Origin of the sequence: Lysobacter solisilvae, from assembly GCF_016613535.2 — a bacterium.
GTDB lineage: Bacteria > Pseudomonadota > Gammaproteobacteria > Xanthomonadales > Xanthomonadaceae > Agrilutibacter > Agrilutibacter solisilvae.
Genome location: NZ_CP071518.1, coordinates 3,031,497 through 3,047,572, shown reverse-complemented (window position 1 = coordinate 3,047,572; position 16,076 = coordinate 3,031,497). Strand labels below are relative to the sequence as shown.

Genomic DNA, 16,076 nt, shown 5'->3' with positions numbered 1-16,076 from the left:
TGAGCACGGCAGAACGCGACGAACACTGGATGCGGCACGCCCTCGATCTCGCTCAACGCGCGCAGCACGAGGACGACGAGATTCCCGTGGGCGCCGTGCTGGTCTCGGCCGAAGGCGATGTCCTGGGCGAGGGCTGGAACCGCAACATCACCCAGTCCGACCCCACCGCGCACGCCGAGATCGTGGCGATGCGCGCGGCCGGCGCGAAGCTGGGCAACCATCGCCTGCTCGGCACCACGCTGTATGTGACCCTGGAGCCGTGCGCGATGTGCGCGATGGCGATGGTGCATGCCCGCGTCGCGCGCGTGGTCTTCGGAGCCAGCGATCCCAAGACCGGGGCGGCCGGCAGCGTATTCGACCTGCTGGGCGACCCGCGCCACAACCATCGCGTCGAGGTCAGCGGTGGCGTGCTCGCCGACGAAGCCGGCAGTCGCCTGACCAACTATTTCCGCGCCAAGCGCGGCAAGCCGCCGCTCTGAACCACCGCGTTGTGGCGCTCGCAGCGCGGCGTCAGACGCGGCGGCGGGCCAGTTCCTGGTCCAGTTCCTCGCCGAAACTGCGCACCGACAGGCTGACCTCGATGCCCATCACGATGCTGGCCCCGAGCAGGAAGCTGACGCCGACGATTGCCAGCACCGTGGGCACCACGCCCAGGCGGAATCCGAGGAAGGCGTCGATGGCCAGCGACAGGCTGGTGCCCACGAAGGCGCCCAGCGCCGCATAGAGCAGCTGGCACGCACGCAGCACCAGGTGCGCGCGCTGGCGGTGGCGCAGGATCTGGGTGTCGCGCTCGGCGCGGTCGGGGGCCGACTCCTCCCAGGCCAGGATCAGCGAACGCAGCCGGTCGACCACGCGCGCCAGCCGTGCATTGGCCGATACCAGCAGCGACCCGGTGGCCGCCATCAGCAGCGCGGGGGCCAGCATGGAGGTCAGAATGCCGTAGTGACCGAGGGAGGTCTCGTCGAACATGGGGCGTCCCGTGTGTTGCGTGTCGTCGGCTATGATGCGACGAACCCGACCTTCAGTGCGAGCGCGCATGGCAGCCCACCCGCAGCATAGGGAACAGCGACTGATCTGGATCGACCTGGAAATGACCGGGCTCGATACCGACAATGATTCCATCCTGGAAATCGCCACGATCGTGACCGATGCCCAGCTCGAGATCCTGGCCGAAGGCCCGGAGCTGGCGATCCACCATCCGGTCGCGCGGCTGGAGGCGATGGACGACTGGAACCGCAACCAGCATCGCAAGTCCGGGCTGTGGCAGCGCGTGGTGGAGCAGGGCGTGACCATGCTGGAAGCCGAACAGCGCACGCTGGACTTCCTGGCCCAGTGGGTGCCGGCCAACACCTCGCCGATCTGCGGCAATTCGATCTGCCAGGATCGCCGCTTCCTGCACCGCTGCATGCCGCGGCTGGAGGGCTACTTCCACTACCGCAACCTGGACGTGAGCACGCTCAAGGAACTCGCGCGCCGCTGGGCGCCCGACGTCCTCAACGGCGTGCGCAAGGACGCCAAGCACACCGCGCTGAGCGACATCCAGGACTCGATCGCCGAACTGCGGCACTACCGCACGGCAATGGGCAAGCTGGGTGGCTTGGGCAACAACCACTCGCAGCGCCCGGCCAACGGCTCCAGCCAATAGGGCGGGTCTCGACCCGCCACCAGGTCGCGGCGAACGTGGGGGCCGCCCTCGGGCAGGCCGCCCCGAGCAGCCCGCTCAGCGGGTCTGCGGCTTGCCCACATCCTCGGCCGTCGGCGCTCCCGCGCCAGGAGCCGCCGCCGGCGCGGCTAGCAGCTGGTCCATCGGCAGTTCCCCCGCGCCCTGGTGCAGGATGCGGATCTCACGCGCCACCGCCGGCGTGCCGATCCCCAGTTCGATCATTCCGTTGCGCACCGCTTCGGTCAGCTCGCTGCGTGCGGTCTGCACGTCGCCCGTGCGGACCCAGGCGCGCAGTTCCAGGCTGATGCGGTTGTCGGCGCCCAGCGCCGTGGCGACGACCGCCGGCTCGGGTTCGCGCATGACCTTGGGATGCGCGCGGGCAATTTCCACCAGCCGCGTGCGCGCGGCCTGCAGGTCCTCGGCGTGGCCCACGCTGGTGGCCACGTCGATCCGGCGCTTCATCACCGCGGTGAAGTTGGTGATTGCCGCGGCGATGATCAGGCTGTTGGGCAGGATCAGCACCCGGTTGTCGGGCGTGCGCAGGCGGGTCTGGAACACGCGCACCTGTTCGACGGTGCCTTCCAGGTTCGCCGCCACCACGTAGTCACCGGCCCGGAACGGACGCTGCACGATCAGCTGCAGGCCCGCCACCAGGTTCGACAGGGAATCCTTGAGCGCCAGGCCGATGCCCAGGCCCGCCGCGCCCAAAACGGCGAACAGCGACGCGGGGGCGAAACCCACGAACTGCAGTGCCGCCAGGATGATGACCACCACCATCGCCCCGTAGGCGATGTTGCGCAGGAAGCCGCGCAGCGTGGCCTCGGTCTGCGTGCGTTCCAGGACCGCGTCGAGCGCGCGCGAAAGGCGCTTGGCCAGCCACAGGCCGACCAGGATGATGACGATCGCGCCCAGCAGCCGCAGGCCATAGAGCTCGCCCATGGCCAGCCAGTGATCCAGCGAATGCAGCTGGTTCAGCGTGGACGCCGCCGTGGCCGGGGCGGCTGCGACTGGAGCCGCGGGCGCGGCCGCGGCGGGCACGGTGGCCGCGGCCGAGGCCGCGGCGGACAGGGTGCTGAGCAGGCCGATCGCCGCAATGCCCATCGTGCCGTCAGGCCGCCTTGACCTTGGCCAGGCGCAGCCAGGTGTCGACCACGGTGTCGGGATTGAGCGACACCGATTCGATGCCCTGCTGCATCAGCCACTCGGCCAAATCTGGGTGGTCGCTCGGGCCCTGGCCGCAGATGCCCACGTACTTGCCCTTGGCGCGCGCGGCGCTGATCGCCATCGACAGCAGCTTCTTCACCGCCGGGTCGCGCTCGTCGAACAGGCCCGCGACGATCGCCGAGTCGCGGTCCAGGCCCAGGGTGAGCTGGGTGAGGTCGTTGGAGCCGATCGAGAAGCCGTCGAAGATGTCCAGGAACTCGTCCGCCAGCAGGGCATTGGACGGCACCTCGCACATCATGATGATCTTCAGGCCGTTCTCGCCGCGCTTGAGGCCGTTGGCTTCCAGCACCGCGATGACCTTGCGGCCTTCCTCGAGCGTGCGCACGAACGGGATCATGACCCAGCAGTTGTCCAGGCCCATCAGCTCGCGCACCTTCTTCACCGCGCGGCATTCCAGCGCGAAGGCATCGGCGAAGCTGGGATCGACGTAGCGGCTGGCGCCGCGGAAGCCGATCATCGGGTTCTCTTCATGCGGCTCGTAGCGCGAGCCGCCGATCAGGTTGGCGTATTCGTTGGACTTGAAGTCCGACAGGCGGACGATGACCGGATGCGGCGCCACCGAGGCGGTGATCGTGGCGATGCCCTCGGCGAGGCGGTCGACGTAGAAGTCCACCGGGTCGCCATAGCCCTTGATGCGGGCGTCGATCTTCTGCTTCGTCGCCGCATCCTGCGAGGCGTACTCCAGCAGCGCCTTGGGATGGATGCCGATGTGGCTGGCGATGATCATCTCCAGGCGCGCCAGGCCGATGCCGGCGTTGGGCAGCATGGCGAAGTCGAAGGCGCGCTCGGGGTTGGCGACATTCATCATCACCTTGAGCGGCGCCGGCGGCATCTTGTCCAGGTCCGCCACGTTGCGCTCGAAGGGCAGGGTGCCGTCGTAGATGAAGCCGGTGTCGCCTTCGGCGCAGGAAATGGTGACTTCCTGGCCGTCGCGGATGGTGTCCAGCGCGTTGCCGGTGCCGACTACCGCCGGCACGCCCAGTTCACGGGCAATGATCGCGGCGTGGCAGGTCCGGCCGCCGCGATTGGTCACGATCGCGGCCGAGCGCTTCATCACCGGTTCCCAGTCCGGATCGGTCATGTCGGCCACCAGCACGTCGCCGGGCTGCACCCGGGCCATGTCGTCGAGCGACCGCACCACGCGGGCCACGCCGCTGCCGATCTTCTGGCCGATCGCGCGGCCTTCGCACACCACGGTGCCGCGGCGGGTGAGGGCGTAGCGTTCGATCTGGGTGGCCTTGCCGCGCGACTTCACCGTCTCCGGGCGCGCCTGCACGATGAACAACTTGCCGCTGACACCATCCTTCGCCCATTCGATGTCCATCGGACGGCCGTAGTGCTGCTCGATGGTGAGGGCCTGGCGCGCCAGTTCGTGGACGTCGTCGTCGCTGATGGAGAAGCTGTCGCGCAGCGCGGCGGGCGTCTCCTCGATGCGCACGCGCTCGCCGGGCGTGTCCGAATACACCATCCGCTGCTGCTTGGCGCCGATGGAGCGACGCAGGATGGCCGGCTTGCCCTGCATCAGGGTCGGCTTGTAGACGTAGAACTCGTCGGGATTCACCGCGCCCTGCACGACCATCTCACCTAGGCCGAAGCTCGAGGTGATGAACACCACGTCGCGGAAGCCCGATTCGGTGTCCAGCGTGAACAGCACGCCGGAGGCGCCGACATTGGAGCGCACCATCAGCTGCACGCCGGCGGACAGGAACACGTCCTCGTGCTTGAAGCCGTGGTGCACGCGATAAGCGATGGCGCGGTCGTTGTAGAGCGAGGCGAAGACTTCCTTCACCTTGTGCACGACGTCGTCGGCCCCCGTCACGTTGAGGAAGGTCTCCTGCTGGCCGGCGAAGCTGGCGTCGGGCAGGTCTTCGGCGGTAGCCGAGGAGCGCACCGCCACGGCAACGTCGCCGCCGCCGTTCTCGGCGCACAGCTGCCGGTAGGCGGTGCGGATGTCGGCGTCCAGGTCGGGCTGCAGCGGGGCGTCGATCACCCAGCGGCGGATCTCGCTGCCGGCGGCATTGAGTGCGGGGACGTCCTCGACGTCCAGCGTGGCCAGGCGGTCGAAGATGCGCTGGTGCAGGTCGTTGTGGGCGATGAAGGCCTTGAAGGCCTCGGCCGTGGTCGCGAAGCCGCCCGGGACGGACACGCCGAGATTGGCCAGGTTGCCGATCATCTCGCCCAGCGAGGAGTTCTTGCCACCTACGCGGGCCAGGTCGGACAGGCGCAGCGCGTGCAGCCAGAGGATGTTCTCGTTCAAGGCGGATCTCCGTGGGGCGTCTTGCGGGGGGAGGGCAGGGGCGGCGCGACCAAACCGCTATTATCCCTGATGGTGGCGGCCCCCGACAAACGCGGGGCCGCCGTTTTTCCCTATGGCCACAGGTTATTTGCGAGGTGGGCGATGCCCGGAGTCAGGCCGGTCTTCTACGTTTCCGATGGCACCGGGATCACCGCCGAGACGATCGGCCACAGCCTGCTGACCCAGTTCACGCTGACCCGGTTCGTCACCGAGCGCTATTCCTTCGTCGGGACGGTCGAGCGGGGCCGCGAGCTGGCCGGCACGATCCGGGCCGCCGGGGAGCAGTACGGGGTGCGCCCGGTGGTCATCAATTCCTGCGTGGATTCGGCCGTCAGCGCCGCGGTCGCCGAGAGCGGGGCGCTGATGCTCGACGTGTTCGCGCCGTTCATCGAGCCGCTGGAACGCGAGCTGGGCGAGTCGCGCGAGCGGCACATCGGCCGCGCCCACGGCATCGTGGACTTCGACACCTACCACCGCCGCATCAACGCGATGAACTTCGCCCTGACCCACGACGACGGCCAGGCCACCGACTACGCCGGCGCGGACGTGATCCTGGTGGCCGTGTCGCGGGCCGGCAAGACCCCGACCTGCGTGTACCTGGCGCTGCACTACGGCATCCGGGCGGCCAACTACCCCTTGACCGAGGAAGACCTCGAGCAGGACCGCCTGCCGCCGCGCCTGCGCCCGTACCGCAGCAAGCTGTTCGGCCTGACCATCGACCCGGTCCGGCTGCAGCAGATCCGGCAGGAACGCCGGCCCAATTCGCGCTACGCCCAGTTCGACACCTGCAAGCGCGAGGTGGCGGCGGCCGAGATGATGTTCCGTGGCGAAGGCATTCCGACGCTGAGCACGACGCACACCTCGATCGAGGAAATCGCCAGCAAGGTCATGACGACCCTGGGCATCCACCGCGAGATGTTCTGATGGCGTGAGTCCGCGCGCCGGCGTGAGCGGTTCAGCGAGACCCGGTCAAGCCAGGCCGGTCTTGCGATATCCAGTCCGGCGAGATCCAGTCCGGCGAGATCCAGGCCGGCGAAATCGGATCGAGCGATACCGAATCAGGCCATATCGAGTTCAGCTTGGTCTGCGCTCCGCGACCCGCAATCGGCGGGCGTTGGCGCGGCGCGGGAGCCTTGAAACTGAAGCCCCGGCAAAGGGCCGGGGAGAACTGTGACCATAGGCTCCCGATGCATGCACGTCAACGCTGCCGCTGGGTGGATCGCACGTGTAGGATCGGGCTCATGGTGCAGATCGTTTCCCGCTCCGCGCGCATTCCCCGGCTCAGCCGATTCGGCTGGCTGATGGCCTTGTACTCCGAGAATCACTCGCGGTTCGCGCGTCTGTTCGAACCCGCGCACCTGCCGGCCGGACGCTACCAGTCCGACATCGGCGACGGCCTGCCCGTGCAGCTGGAAGTGCTGGAACAGCACCGCTACACGACCGAGATCCGCCTGACCTACGCCATCACCGACCCGGTCACCGGCCAACCCGATCCCTCCGCCTGGCTGCGGCTGTACCACGATGCGCGCCAGCTGGAAGCCACGCACTGCTACGTCGGCCGCCGCTGGCAGGACGTGATCGGCATGTACCCGCCGCCGGCCGCCGTGGTCGGGCATCGCCTGCGCATGAACACGTTCCTGGGCAAGTGGATCCAGTACCTTGCCGAACGTGGCCACGGGGTGGCCACGCTGCACCCGGTCGGGCCGACGATTCAGCCCGGCGTCGACAAGGTGGCTTGACGCTCCGTTTCACGCCCCCTAAACTTGCCGTCTTTCCAGCGCCGTGGGGCCATAGCTCAGCTGGGAGAGCGCCTGCATGGCATGCAGGAGGTCGGCGGTTCGATCCCGCCTGGCTCCACCACTCCTCGTCGGAGTGCGCGCGGATACGTAGTACCAACAGGCCAAAGCTTTACTGCGTCCCCATCGTCTAGAGGCCTAGGACATTACCCTTTCACGGTAGCGACCGGGGTTCGAATCCCCGTGGGGACGCCACTTCTGCAAGCAATCAGGGCCCGGGAAACCGGGCCCTGATTGTTTTTGCGCTGCCATGTCGCCGCGCGCACGACGCTGCGACGCCGCACGCGTCGTCATGAGCCGGCGTTCGACACCACGATCCGCGCGATCTGGCGGATCCAGCGCGCCGGGCGCTGATCCTCGGGGACGACCAGCTGCCACGGACCGTCGCGTGCATCCAGCGCGGCGCCGTCGGCGCGATCGGCGAACATCACCTGGCGGCCGCCGATGGTGGGATCGAGTTCGGCCAGCGCGAACACCACCTGGTAGCCGTCGCGTCCGATGACCGTCACCAGGGTGCGCAGCTGCGGGCCCTCGAGCGATTCCACCGGCTGCACGCCCGCCACCTTGAGCACCTCGACGAAGTCGCGCCCTTCGTAGGTCGAAGTCTTCCCGTGCGCCGTGGCGGTGAGCGCATGGCGCGCGACCTTTCCCAGCAGGACATCGGTGAGCGCGACGACGCGCGCATCGGGCAGGACGATTTCGATGGGCGCCGCGGTGGCGCCAGCGCTCGCGTCGGCCGTGGCGGCATGCGGGTCATGGGCCTGCGCGGCGACGCAGGGCATCAGCGCCAGGCAGGCGGCGATCAACGGTGCAAAAGGCAAGCGCAGCATCACGGCATCTCTCCCTGAAGAACACGTTGCTGCGCATATAGCGCGAAGCGCGCCGGAACGAAAGGGTATTCGCAGTGCGCGATTTCCTTTAGACTTCGCGCCGTTCCGGCACGTGGGGCCATAGCTCAGCTGGGAGAGCGCCTGCATGGCATGCAGGAGGTCGGCGGTTCGATCCCGCCTGGCTCCACCAACACTGCCGGACGCCGTGGAGTATCCGCGGCATCAAAAGGCCAAAGCTTTACTGCGTCCCCATCGTCTAGAGGCCTAGGACATTACCCTTTCACGGTAGCGACCGGGGTTCGAATCCCCGTGGGGACGCCAATTGATTCAAGCAGATGGGGCCGGGGAAACCGGGCCCCCCCGGTGCGGGCGTCTGCGCGGGGCCCGGTCGCATCGTCCGGCCCGCAGTGCTTCCGGCATCGGCGGTGGCCCGATTCCCCGGTCTGCTCACACCAGCCGCTCCCACAGCCACCATCCGGCCAGTCCCGCGATTGCGACGGACAGCGCCGGCATCACCGTGCGCACATACCAGTGGCGGGTCGCCAACGCCCACAGCAGCGGGCACAACACGACCACCACCGCCAGTTGCCCGATTTCCACGCCCAGATTGAAGCCGGCGAGCGGTGCGAGCCGGGCGTGCGTGGGCAGGCCGGCTTCGCCCAGCGCGCCGGCGAAACCGAAGCCGTGGATCAGGCCGAAACTGAACGCGACCATCCACAATTTGCGCGTGATGAGCGGCCACACGTTGTTGAGGGCCGCCAGCAGGACACTGGCGGCGATCGCCGCCTCGACCCAGTGCGAGGACGGTGTCACCCACGCCAGGGCCGCGAGCGTGAGCGTGATCGAATGTGCCGCGGTGAACGCGGTGACGATGCCCAGGGTCTGGGCGAGCCCGTCGCGCCAGTGGCCCGTGACATGCCAGCGTCCCTGTGCGCGTACCAGCATGGCCGGCAGCAGAAGGCTGAGCAGGAAGGCGAGGTGGTCGTATCCGTCGAGGATGTGGGCCACGCCCTGGCGCAGGAAACCCAGGAAGAAATCCATGCGGCCGGTGCTGCCCAGGGACAGGCGCCTGGACGATGCATCGGCGACCGCGGCCAGTGCCTGCCTGCCCTGGTGGAGGGTCACCAGCGCGCGGTGCTTCGGATCCTGGTCGAACAGCAGGCCGTAGCGCAGTTGCCAGCCGGTGCGCGCGGGACAGGGTCCGCGCAGCCGGACGACCACATACACGCCGTCGTCGTAGCGGCGGACCGCCAGCGGACCCGGCGACAGTGCGCAGGGGCCCGCACTCGTGGCCAGGCCGACTTCGGCCAGGACCATGGCGTGCAACGCCGCGCGCTGGTCCTGCACTTCCTGCCAGGTCACCTGGTCGTCGCCATCGCCATCCAGTGGCAGGGCGAGCGCCACGTCGCGCAGGGAAAGATCCAGCTCCATCGCGACATCGCCGGCGTGCCGTGCGTCGATGTCGACATGCGCCACGGACAGGCTGTGCGCGAAGGCGGGGCCGGCGAGCAGGGGGAGCAGGGTGAGAAAGAGCAGGGCGGCCCGGACGCGGTTCATGGGGTTGCCCCGATGCCCTGCTGCGCGGACCAGTCGTGCAGGTTGCGCAGGATTTCCGTGCGGCCGGCCGCTTGCGCTGCGCGCGCAAGCACCTGCACGTCCTCGTGATCACGCTGGGTGCGGAAGTTGCGTTGCGCCACGGCCAGCGCGCCGGGGATGTCGTGCCGCAGGAGCAGGAGGTACTCGGCTTCGTCGCGCAGCTCGGGCGTCTGGCCCAGGGCGCGCAGCAGGGCGTAGCGGCGCGCCTGTGACTGGCGCAGGGTGGCCGCGTTGGCGGCGCCGGCTTCCTGCGCGGCGAGGGCGCGCTGCAGCTGCAGTCCGTCATGGTCGGCGTAAGCGGCGAGCAGGGATTCGACCCGCGACGGCCGTCGCGTGTCCCGCAGAAAGCGTGCATAGGGCAGCAGGACGCGTACGTCGCCCGGTGAGGCCGCCATGGCGTGGCGGTAAAACGCGTCGGCCCCGGGATCACGCGCGCGGGCGGCCACGTCGGCGCGCAGCAGCAGCGCGTGGGCACGTCGCGCCGGGTCCAGGCCGTCCTGCCGCAGCCAGCGATCGAGCACCTGGGCGGCGACGCCGGTGCGCCCCTGTCGCAGCGACAGCATCGCCACGCACAGCAGGCCGCTGTCCTGGTCGATGCCAGTGGCCAGCGCCACGCAATCCTGGCGCGCCGCGGCCAGGTTGCCGCGCACGAGCTGGATCTGGGCGCGGGCGAGGCGGGCCTCACCGTGGCGTGGCGAGGCGGCGATGAGCGCATCCAGTTCGCGCAGCGCGGCCGGGAAATCGTGTCGATGCTGGGCGCTGAAGGCGCGTGCCATGCGGACGCCGGCGTTTCGCTGGAGCGTGGGCTGACGGGCGAGCAGGGCGTCGGCACGCGTGGCCAGGCGCGCGTCGCCCGTGCGCGCGGCGAGCTGGTAGAGACGCTGTGCCCGCAGCGCGGCCTCGCCCGGTGTTTCCCGGTGGACCGGCACTACCTGCATGTAGCCGCCGGGCAGGCGATCGAGCACCACGCTGCCGTCGGCGGGCACGAAGGCCACCGGGCGTGCCGCGTGCGCCACCTGCAACAGGCCGGGCAATGCAAACAGCAGCAGCGCCAGGACCAGCGCGGCGATGATGCGGCTGAGCAGCGCGTCGTGCTCCGACGGGCGTGGCGCATGTCCCGCGCTGTCGGGCACGTGGCGAGCGGGCGCCTGTCGAGTGCTTGAGTGGATCATCGGGAACCTCGCGTGGTCGGTGCGGGCGGCGCCAGCGGCGTCGCCCGCTCCGTGCCATCCAGCGGCGGGTGGCCGCCGGTGGTTGCGTCAGTTCGGCGAGCCCGGCAGCGGCGTGCCCAGGTAGGGGAAGTTCACGCTGAAGCCGCGTGCACTCACCCAGGCGCCGTCGGTGTAGGGCAACTGCCCGTCCGGTGCGACATTCGCCGGCAGCAGGGCGCCCATGGCTACGCGCAGCTCGATGTCGACCACGTCGTCACCGGGGCGGCGGCCGTTCGGGAACCCGGCGGTGTCGCCCGCCAGCACGCCCAGCGATTGCTGCGTCAGCGCCGGCCGCGGTGCGATCGAGGTGTTCAGCCGCATCATTTCCGCCGGTCTCACGTTCGTTGGCTGGTTCAGTCCGCTGACGCCGGTGAGGAACGCGGCCACCAGGTCGGTGCGCGGGTACTGCGTGGGTGGCCGCACGCCGAACAGCGCCTGCAGCAGGATCGGCAGCGAAGGGTTGGTCACGTACTTCGCGAACGAGGCGTCGCCGGCCGGGTGCGAGCCGTTGAAGCGGTCCTTGTCCGGCAGGCCGATCACGACTTCGTTGACCAGCGGCGCCGACAGCCGCGAAAGCTGCACGTAAGGTCCATCCGGCTGCAGGCGGCGATACGCGGCCGTCCACGCGCCGATGATCGGCCCGTTGGCCGTCAGGCAGGCGATGGGCAGTTCCAGCGCGATGGTGGTGACGTTGGCGTCTTCCAGCGTGTTCTTCTCGCCGTCGGGCGGCCCGACAGGGTTGGTGTTCACCAGGTCGAACACTTCGCCGAGGTTCACCGCGAAGCCTTCCTTGCGCTGGCCGGCGAAGACGCGGCCTTCGGTGGCGCACTGGTCCACGCCGATGCGGGTGATGTGGCGGCCGGCATAGGCCGAATAGTTCGGGATCGACTTGCGGCCGATGTTGTCGGACGGCTTGGCGAACAGGTAACCGCCGAAGCCCAGGTTGCGGGCCGCCGCCTGGCGCCCGTTGCGGGAACTGACCACGACGTAGGACTCGCTGACGTTGCGGTTGCCATCCTGCGCGGTGGTGTCGCCGAAGGCCCCGATGTTGCTCAGCGGCACCGGGATGTCCATGCCGTTGACCGGCACGGTGAGCGCGCGCTGCTGGTTGTAGAAGCGGAAGAAGTACGAGATGTCCTCGATCGCGTCGCCGTCGTTGTCGATATGGATGGCGTACAGCGCGTGCGGGTCCATCAGGAAGTAGTTCGGTCCGCCATAGGGGGCCTGCAGCGGCTGGTAGTTGGCCAGGAAGGTCACGAAGTTCGCGCGGCCCGGCTCGTAGCTGCGGAACATGTAGAAGTCCGTCGCGTCGATCTTCGGCATCTGGGTGATCAGGGGCGCCTCGCGGTGGCTGGAACCGACCGCCACCCCGGTGACCAGCACGCCTGAGGCCAGCAGCCCGGCCGTGGCCAGGCCTGCTGCGATTCGGGTCTTTCGCAATTTGGTGCTGCTCATGTCGGATCTCCGCGGTTAAGCGCCAGCAATGGCGCGGAATGGGTGCGGGCGCAGGTCGCGGGATTGCGGACTTCGCCCGTGGTGCACAAGGCACTACGGGCCCCACCGTGGGCGGATGCACCGTTCGTCGGGCGAACGGCGTGAGCGGCAAGTGATGCTGTGTTCCGCTGTGCTGGCCGGGCGCGATCGCCGGACCCGCAATGCGTTCAGGCGCATGCGCGAGAGGCATGCGCCTGCGCCCACGGTCCCCGGCCGTGGAAACGGACCGGGGCGTGATCAGATTTCGCGGATCAGATTTCGCAGATCAGATTTCGCAGATCAGATGTTCCCGATCGTGCCCTTGGCGACGATGGGGCCGCTGGGCGCGGCATGCGGGATGCCCGCCGCCGGCTCGAGCGTCACGGCGAGCGTGGCGCCGGCCTGCAATGCGCTGCGCGCGGCCGCGGGCAGCTCGACCTCGTGCGACATCTCATGCGAAAGCAGGCCGAGCGAAATCGGCGCGGCTCCCGCCGGGATGATCCACAGCTCGTTTACCCGTCCGGCGCTGTCGGCGGGGGCGGGCACCGGCACCAGCTTGAGGACGCCGGCGGTCTTGTCGATGGAGGCGATCCAGCCGGTCGACCCGTCGTCGCGCGCGAGCACCGTCACCGGCAGCGGCACGGCGGGCTGCACGACCGGAGGCGGCGTGACCACCACCGGCGGCGCCGGCGCGGGCGCGGGCACGCGCAATGCGAACACGATCGCGGCGACGCCGGCCGCCGCGGCCAGCCCGGCCGCGCCGCGCCAGAAGCGCAGGTCGTTCCACACGCCCGGCCGGGCCTTGGTGCCCACCGCCGGCCAGCCCAGTCGGGTCCGGATGCGCGGCCAGACGTGCGGCGAAGGCGTGGCGGGTTCGATGCGCAGCAGCCAGGGTGACAGGCGCGCCTCCCAGGCGAGCACGCGTGCCGCGAACGCGGGCTCGTCGGCCAGCCGCAGCTGCACGCGATGGCGCTCGGCGCGGTCCTGCACGCCCAGCACGTATTCGGCGGCCTGCAGGTCGTCGTCCGGCGCGGGGCCATGGGTGTCGTCGTCGGAAGGGCCGCGGGTCGTATTCATTGTTCAAGGCACATGCGAAGTTGTTGCAGCCCGCGGCGAATCCAGCTCTTCACCGATCCCAGCGGCGACCCCGAACGACTGGCCAGCTCCTCGTAGGTGGCGCCATCGAAGAAGGCCGTGCGGATCAGTCCCTGCCGCCTGGGTTCGAGCTGCTCCAGGCATTCGTCCAGCCGTGCGCGCTCGCGCGCCTGCTCGGTTCGCGCGGCGGGGGAAGGCGTCGGGTCGGGCAGGGATTCGACCGTGTCGATGGGCGCGCGCGCCGCCCGCGTGGGCAGCGCACGCAGGCGATCGATCGCGCGGTGCCTGGCGATCGATGCAAGCCAGGCGATGCCGCGGGCGCGCGTGCCGTCGAACTGCGCGGCCTTGCCCCACACGGTGACGTAGACGTCCTGCAGGACGTCCTCGGCTTCGCTGCGGTCGGTCAGCACGCGCAGGCAGACGCCCATCAGCTGCCGTGACGTGGCGTGGTAGAGCGACTCGAACGCGGCCTGGTCGCCCGAGGCCACGCGAAACAGCAACTGGTCGACTTCGAAGGCCGCCGCCGTCGTATCGGATACGTCCGCTTGCGTCATCGCCATCCCCGCTGCGCCGTGACTCATCGCGGCCGATTCCCTGGCCGTGCCGTGCAGCAGCCTAGCGCAGCCCGATGAGGGCCGGATTCACCCGGACAGGTACGGACCCCGAGGAGGGGGCCAGGGCGGCAGGCGGCATTGGAAGCGCGGGACAAGGGCGGCGTCCTGTGTGAGGGATGTTCCCTTCACTACGCGCGCCGGCGGCATCCGGATGCAGGGGGGCTCCCGGGGTGACAGACGGCCGCGCGTTCAACCCACGCCGTGCGGGTGCAGCACGCCCGAGGCGATGCCCGCGGCCACCAGCAGGATCAACGCCACCGACCAGGCGATGCGCCGCGTGAGCGCGTTGACCGTGCGCTTGGTCGTTCCCATGTCGGTGAGCATGTAGTACAGGCCGGCGCCCAGGTTGTAGAGGATGACGCCGAGCATTCCGACGATGAGCAGGGTCTTCATGGGGCGAGGGCTCCGGTGCCGCTGGCGTGGGGGACGGTGGGACCGGCGGACAGCCAGCGACGCCGTGCGAAGAAGGCGAGGGTCATCACCAGCAGGAAGGCGCCGTAGGACACCGAACTGGCCAGCACCTGTTGCCACATCGCGCCGAAGCGGGTGTCGGCGTTGGCCATGCTCCAGTACATGCCCGCGCAGGCGGCGGCCAGGGCCAGGGCCAGGCTGGCGGCGTCGAACAGGCGGCGCCCGGGCCGCACCGGGCGGCGGGGGTAGATCCAGAACAGCACGGCCAGGATCGCGAACCAGGGCAGGAACAGGATCAGGGCCAGGTTGAGTTCGACCAGCGGGTTCATTCTGCGGCTTCCCAGCGACTGCGGACCCGAGCATGCTAGGTCCGGCAGTACAGAAGGACCAGAATCAGATATGCGGCAAAAAACCATATCAGTTCAGGCCGGTGCCGCCTGGGGCGCGCCGTGAAGCGTTACGAAGCCCTGGGCCGACGACATCGCGCGCTCGATCCAGTCCGGCGTGCTCCAGCCGGGCGAGCGCCTGCCCTCCGTGCGCCAGGCCAGCGCCGCGCGCGGGCTCAGCCCGTCGACGGTGTTCCAGGCGTATTACCTGCTCGAAGCGCGCGGACTGGTCGAATCGCGCGCGCGGTCGGGCTACTACGTGGCCCGTGCCGTGCCCCGCCTGCCGCCAGAACCGGACACGGCTTCCCAGCCCGATGGCCTGTCGCGCGAAGTCGACGTCAGCGAACTGGTGTTCGACGTCCTGCAGTCGGCCATGCAGCGTGACATCGTGCCGCTGGGCTCGGCCTTCATGAGCCCGTTGTTCTTTCCGCTGGAACGGCTGGGACGCTCGCTGGCCACCGCGGCGGTGCACTTGGATCCATGGAGCACCGTCGACGACCTCACGCCCGGCCAGGCCGCGCTGCGTCGGCAGATCGCGCTGCGCTACCTGATCGACGGAATCGAAGTGTCGACCGACGAGATCGTCATCACCAACGGCGCGCTGGAAGCGCTGAACCTCAGCGTGCAGGCGGTGACACGCCCCGGCGATACGGTGATGGTGGAGTCGCCGTGCTTCTACGCCACCCTGCAGGTGCTCGAACGCCTGGGCCTGCGCGCGATCGAGATCCCCACCCATCCGCGGGACGGCATCGACCTGGACGCGATGGAGAGCGCCATCGCGCGACATGCGCCGCGCGCCTGCTGGCTGATGACGACGTTCCAGAATCCGCTGGGCAGCACGATGCCAGAAGCGCGCACGCGCGCTTTGGTGGAACTGCTCGCACGGCAGGGCATCGCGCTCATCGAGGACGATGTGTATGGCGAACTTCACTTCGGTGCGCGACGTCCGCTGCCGGCCAAGGCCTTCGACAAGGACGGCGGGGTGATGCACTGCGGGTCGTTCTCCAAGAGCCTGGCCCCGGGCTACCGCATCGGCTGGGTCGCCGCGGGCAAGCATGCGAGGGCCGTGGCGCGCGGCAAGCTGACCAGCAGCCTCAACACCAACGTGCCCACCCAGATCGCGTTGGCGCGCTATCTCGAACGCGGCGGCTTCGACCGCCACCTGCGTCGCCTGCGTCGCACGCTGCAGGACCAGCAGGCGCAATACATCGCCGCGATCGGGCGCGCCTTCCCCACGGGCACGCGCGTGACGCGGCCCGCCGGCGGCTATTTCCTCTGGCTGGAACTGCCCGAGGGCAGCGACGCGCTGCGCCTGCAGCGGCAGGCCTCGCAGCTGGGCATCAGCATCGCGCCGGGCCCGATGTTCTCGGCCAGTCGCGGCTTTGGGCATTGCCTGCGCCTGAACTACGGACATCCGCTGGACGCGCGGGTCGACGGCGCACTGGGGACGTTGGGGCGGTTGGCCGGGCGGGGGTGATCTC

16 protein-coding genes and 4 tRNA genes are annotated in these 16,076 nt (G+C 69.4%); 9 read left to right on the top strand and 11 right to left on the bottom strand.

Annotation, left to right across the window (positions count from 1 at the left end; genetic code table 11):
* The first annotated feature begins 29 nt into the window (after positions 1 to 29).
* A complete protein-coding gene (gene tadA, locus I8J32_RS13350; protein WP_200616496.1) occupies positions 30 to 479 on the top strand; it encodes a tRNA adenosine(34) deaminase TadA in 450 nt (149 codons plus the stop codon).
* Positions 480 to 510: 31 nt separating this feature from the next.
* On the opposite strand, the gene I8J32_RS13345 is transcribed toward tadA, so the two are convergent.
* Positions 511 to 969, bottom strand: coding sequence for a DUF2721 domain-containing protein (locus I8J32_RS13345; protein WP_200616436.1), 459 nt, complete (start codon positions 967 to 969; stop codon positions 511 to 513).
* A gap of 67 nt (positions 970 to 1,036) precedes the next feature.
* On the opposite strand from I8J32_RS13345, the gene orn reads away from it, so the two are divergent.
* On the top strand, positions 1,037 to 1,645 hold the full coding sequence (gene orn, locus I8J32_RS13340; protein ID WP_200616434.1) for an oligoribonuclease: 609 nt from the start codon (positions 1,037 to 1,039) through the stop codon (positions 1,643 to 1,645).
* A gap of 75 nt (positions 1,646 to 1,720) precedes the next feature.
* Here orn and I8J32_RS13335 read toward each other — a convergent pair whose 3' ends face one another.
* Complete coding sequence (locus I8J32_RS13335) at positions 1,721 to 2,764, bottom strand: mechanosensitive ion channel family protein (protein ID WP_200616433.1); 1,044 nt, start codon at positions 2,762 to 2,764, stop codon at positions 1,721 to 1,723.
* Positions 2,765 to 2,771: 7 nt separating this feature from the next.
* Positions 2,772 to 5,144, bottom strand: coding sequence for a phosphoenolpyruvate synthase (ppsA, locus tag I8J32_RS13330; protein ID WP_200616431.1), 2,373 nt, complete (start codon positions 5,142 to 5,144; stop codon positions 2,772 to 2,774).
* A gap of 141 nt (positions 5,145 to 5,285) precedes the next feature.
* Here ppsA and ppsR point away from each other — a divergent pair, with 141 nt between their 5' ends.
* From ppsR to I8J32_RS13310, 4 genes are all read left to right on the top strand, one after another.
* Positions 5,286 to 6,107, top strand: a complete 822-nt coding sequence (gene ppsR / locus I8J32_RS13325; RefSeq protein WP_200616430.1) for a posphoenolpyruvate synthetase regulatory kinase/phosphorylase PpsR — start codon at positions 5,286 to 5,288, stop codon at positions 6,105 to 6,107.
* Between the two features lie 317 nt (positions 6,108 to 6,424).
* Entirely contained in the window at positions 6,425 to 6,922 is a 498-nt protein-coding gene (locus I8J32_RS13320) for a DUF1249 domain-containing protein (protein WP_200616429.1), read from the top strand.
* A 45-nt stretch (positions 6,923 to 6,967) separates the two neighbouring features.
* A tRNA-Ala gene (locus I8J32_RS13315) sits at positions 6,968 to 7,043 on the top strand.
* A gap of 55 nt (positions 7,044 to 7,098) precedes the next feature.
* Positions 7,099 to 7,174, top strand: a tRNA-Glu gene (locus I8J32_RS13310).
* 95 nt (positions 7,175 to 7,269) lie between these two features.
* Here I8J32_RS13310 and I8J32_RS13305 read toward each other — a convergent pair.
* The gene (locus tag I8J32_RS13305; protein ID WP_200616427.1) at positions 7,270 to 7,809 is read right to left on the bottom strand and encodes a hypothetical protein; all 540 of its coding nucleotides are present in this window, start codon (positions 7,807 to 7,809) and stop codon (positions 7,270 to 7,272) included.
* Between the two features lie 114 nt (positions 7,810 to 7,923).
* Between I8J32_RS13305 and I8J32_RS13300 the strand changes: the two genes are divergently transcribed.
* Positions 7,924 to 7,999: transfer RNA gene (locus I8J32_RS13300), tRNA-Ala, on the top strand.
* A 55-nt stretch (positions 8,000 to 8,054) separates the two neighbouring features.
* Positions 8,055 to 8,130: transfer RNA gene (locus tag I8J32_RS13295), tRNA-Glu, on the top strand.
* A 126-nt stretch (positions 8,131 to 8,256) separates the two neighbouring features.
* On the opposite strand, the gene I8J32_RS13290 is transcribed toward I8J32_RS13295, so the two are convergent.
* The 7 genes from I8J32_RS13290 to I8J32_RS13260 all read right to left on the bottom strand — a co-directional run bounded on the left by I8J32_RS13290 (position 8,257) and on the right by I8J32_RS13260 (position 14,538).
* Positions 8,257 to 9,366 carry a HupE/UreJ family protein gene (locus I8J32_RS13290; protein WP_200616426.1) on the bottom strand — a complete coding sequence of 370 codons (1,110 nt, stop codon included), beginning with the start codon at positions 9,364 to 9,366 and terminating at the stop codon, positions 8,257 to 8,259.
* Positions 9,363 to 10,538 (bottom strand): hypothetical protein, encoded by a 1,176-nt coding sequence (locus I8J32_RS13285; RefSeq protein WP_200616424.1) that lies wholly within the window; start codon positions 10,536 to 10,538, stop codon positions 9,363 to 9,365. Before I8J32_RS13285 ends, I8J32_RS13290 begins: the two co-directional genes overlap by 4 nt.
* A gap of 126 nt (positions 10,539 to 10,664) precedes the next feature.
* Positions 10,665 to 12,071 carry a DUF4331 domain-containing protein gene (locus tag I8J32_RS13280; protein WP_200616422.1) on the bottom strand — a complete coding sequence of 469 codons (1,407 nt, stop codon included), beginning with the start codon at positions 12,069 to 12,071 and terminating at the stop codon, positions 10,665 to 10,667.
* A gap of 318 nt (positions 12,072 to 12,389) precedes the next feature.
* Positions 12,390 to 13,166: an anti-sigma factor gene (locus tag I8J32_RS13275; protein WP_200616420.1), complete on the bottom strand. Its 777-nt coding sequence runs from the start codon at positions 13,164 to 13,166 to the stop codon at positions 12,390 to 12,392.
* A complete protein-coding gene (locus I8J32_RS13270) occupies positions 13,163 to 13,738 on the bottom strand; it encodes a sigma-70 family RNA polymerase sigma factor (RefSeq protein WP_200616419.1) in 576 nt (191 codons plus the stop codon). The genes I8J32_RS13275 and I8J32_RS13270 overlap by 4 nt, the downstream gene beginning before the upstream one ends.
* A gap of 249 nt (positions 13,739 to 13,987) precedes the next feature.
* Entirely contained in the window at positions 13,988 to 14,191 is a 204-nt protein-coding gene (locus I8J32_RS13265; protein WP_200616417.1) for a DUF2909 domain-containing protein, read from the bottom strand.
* The gene (locus I8J32_RS13260; protein ID WP_200616416.1) at positions 14,188 to 14,538 is read right to left on the bottom strand and encodes a hypothetical protein; all 351 of its coding nucleotides are present in this window, start codon (positions 14,536 to 14,538) and stop codon (positions 14,188 to 14,190) included. The genes I8J32_RS13265 and I8J32_RS13260 overlap by 4 nt, the downstream gene beginning before the upstream one ends.
* A 175-nt stretch (positions 14,539 to 14,713) precedes the next feature.
* Here I8J32_RS13260 and I8J32_RS13255 point away from each other — a divergent pair, with 175 nt between their 5' ends.
* Positions 14,714 to 16,072 carry an aminotransferase-like domain-containing protein gene (locus I8J32_RS13255; protein ID WP_284691287.1) on the top strand — a complete coding sequence of 453 codons (1,359 nt, stop codon included), beginning with the start codon at positions 14,714 to 14,716 and terminating at the stop codon, positions 16,070 to 16,072.
* Positions 16,073 to 16,076 lie beyond the last annotated feature (4 nt).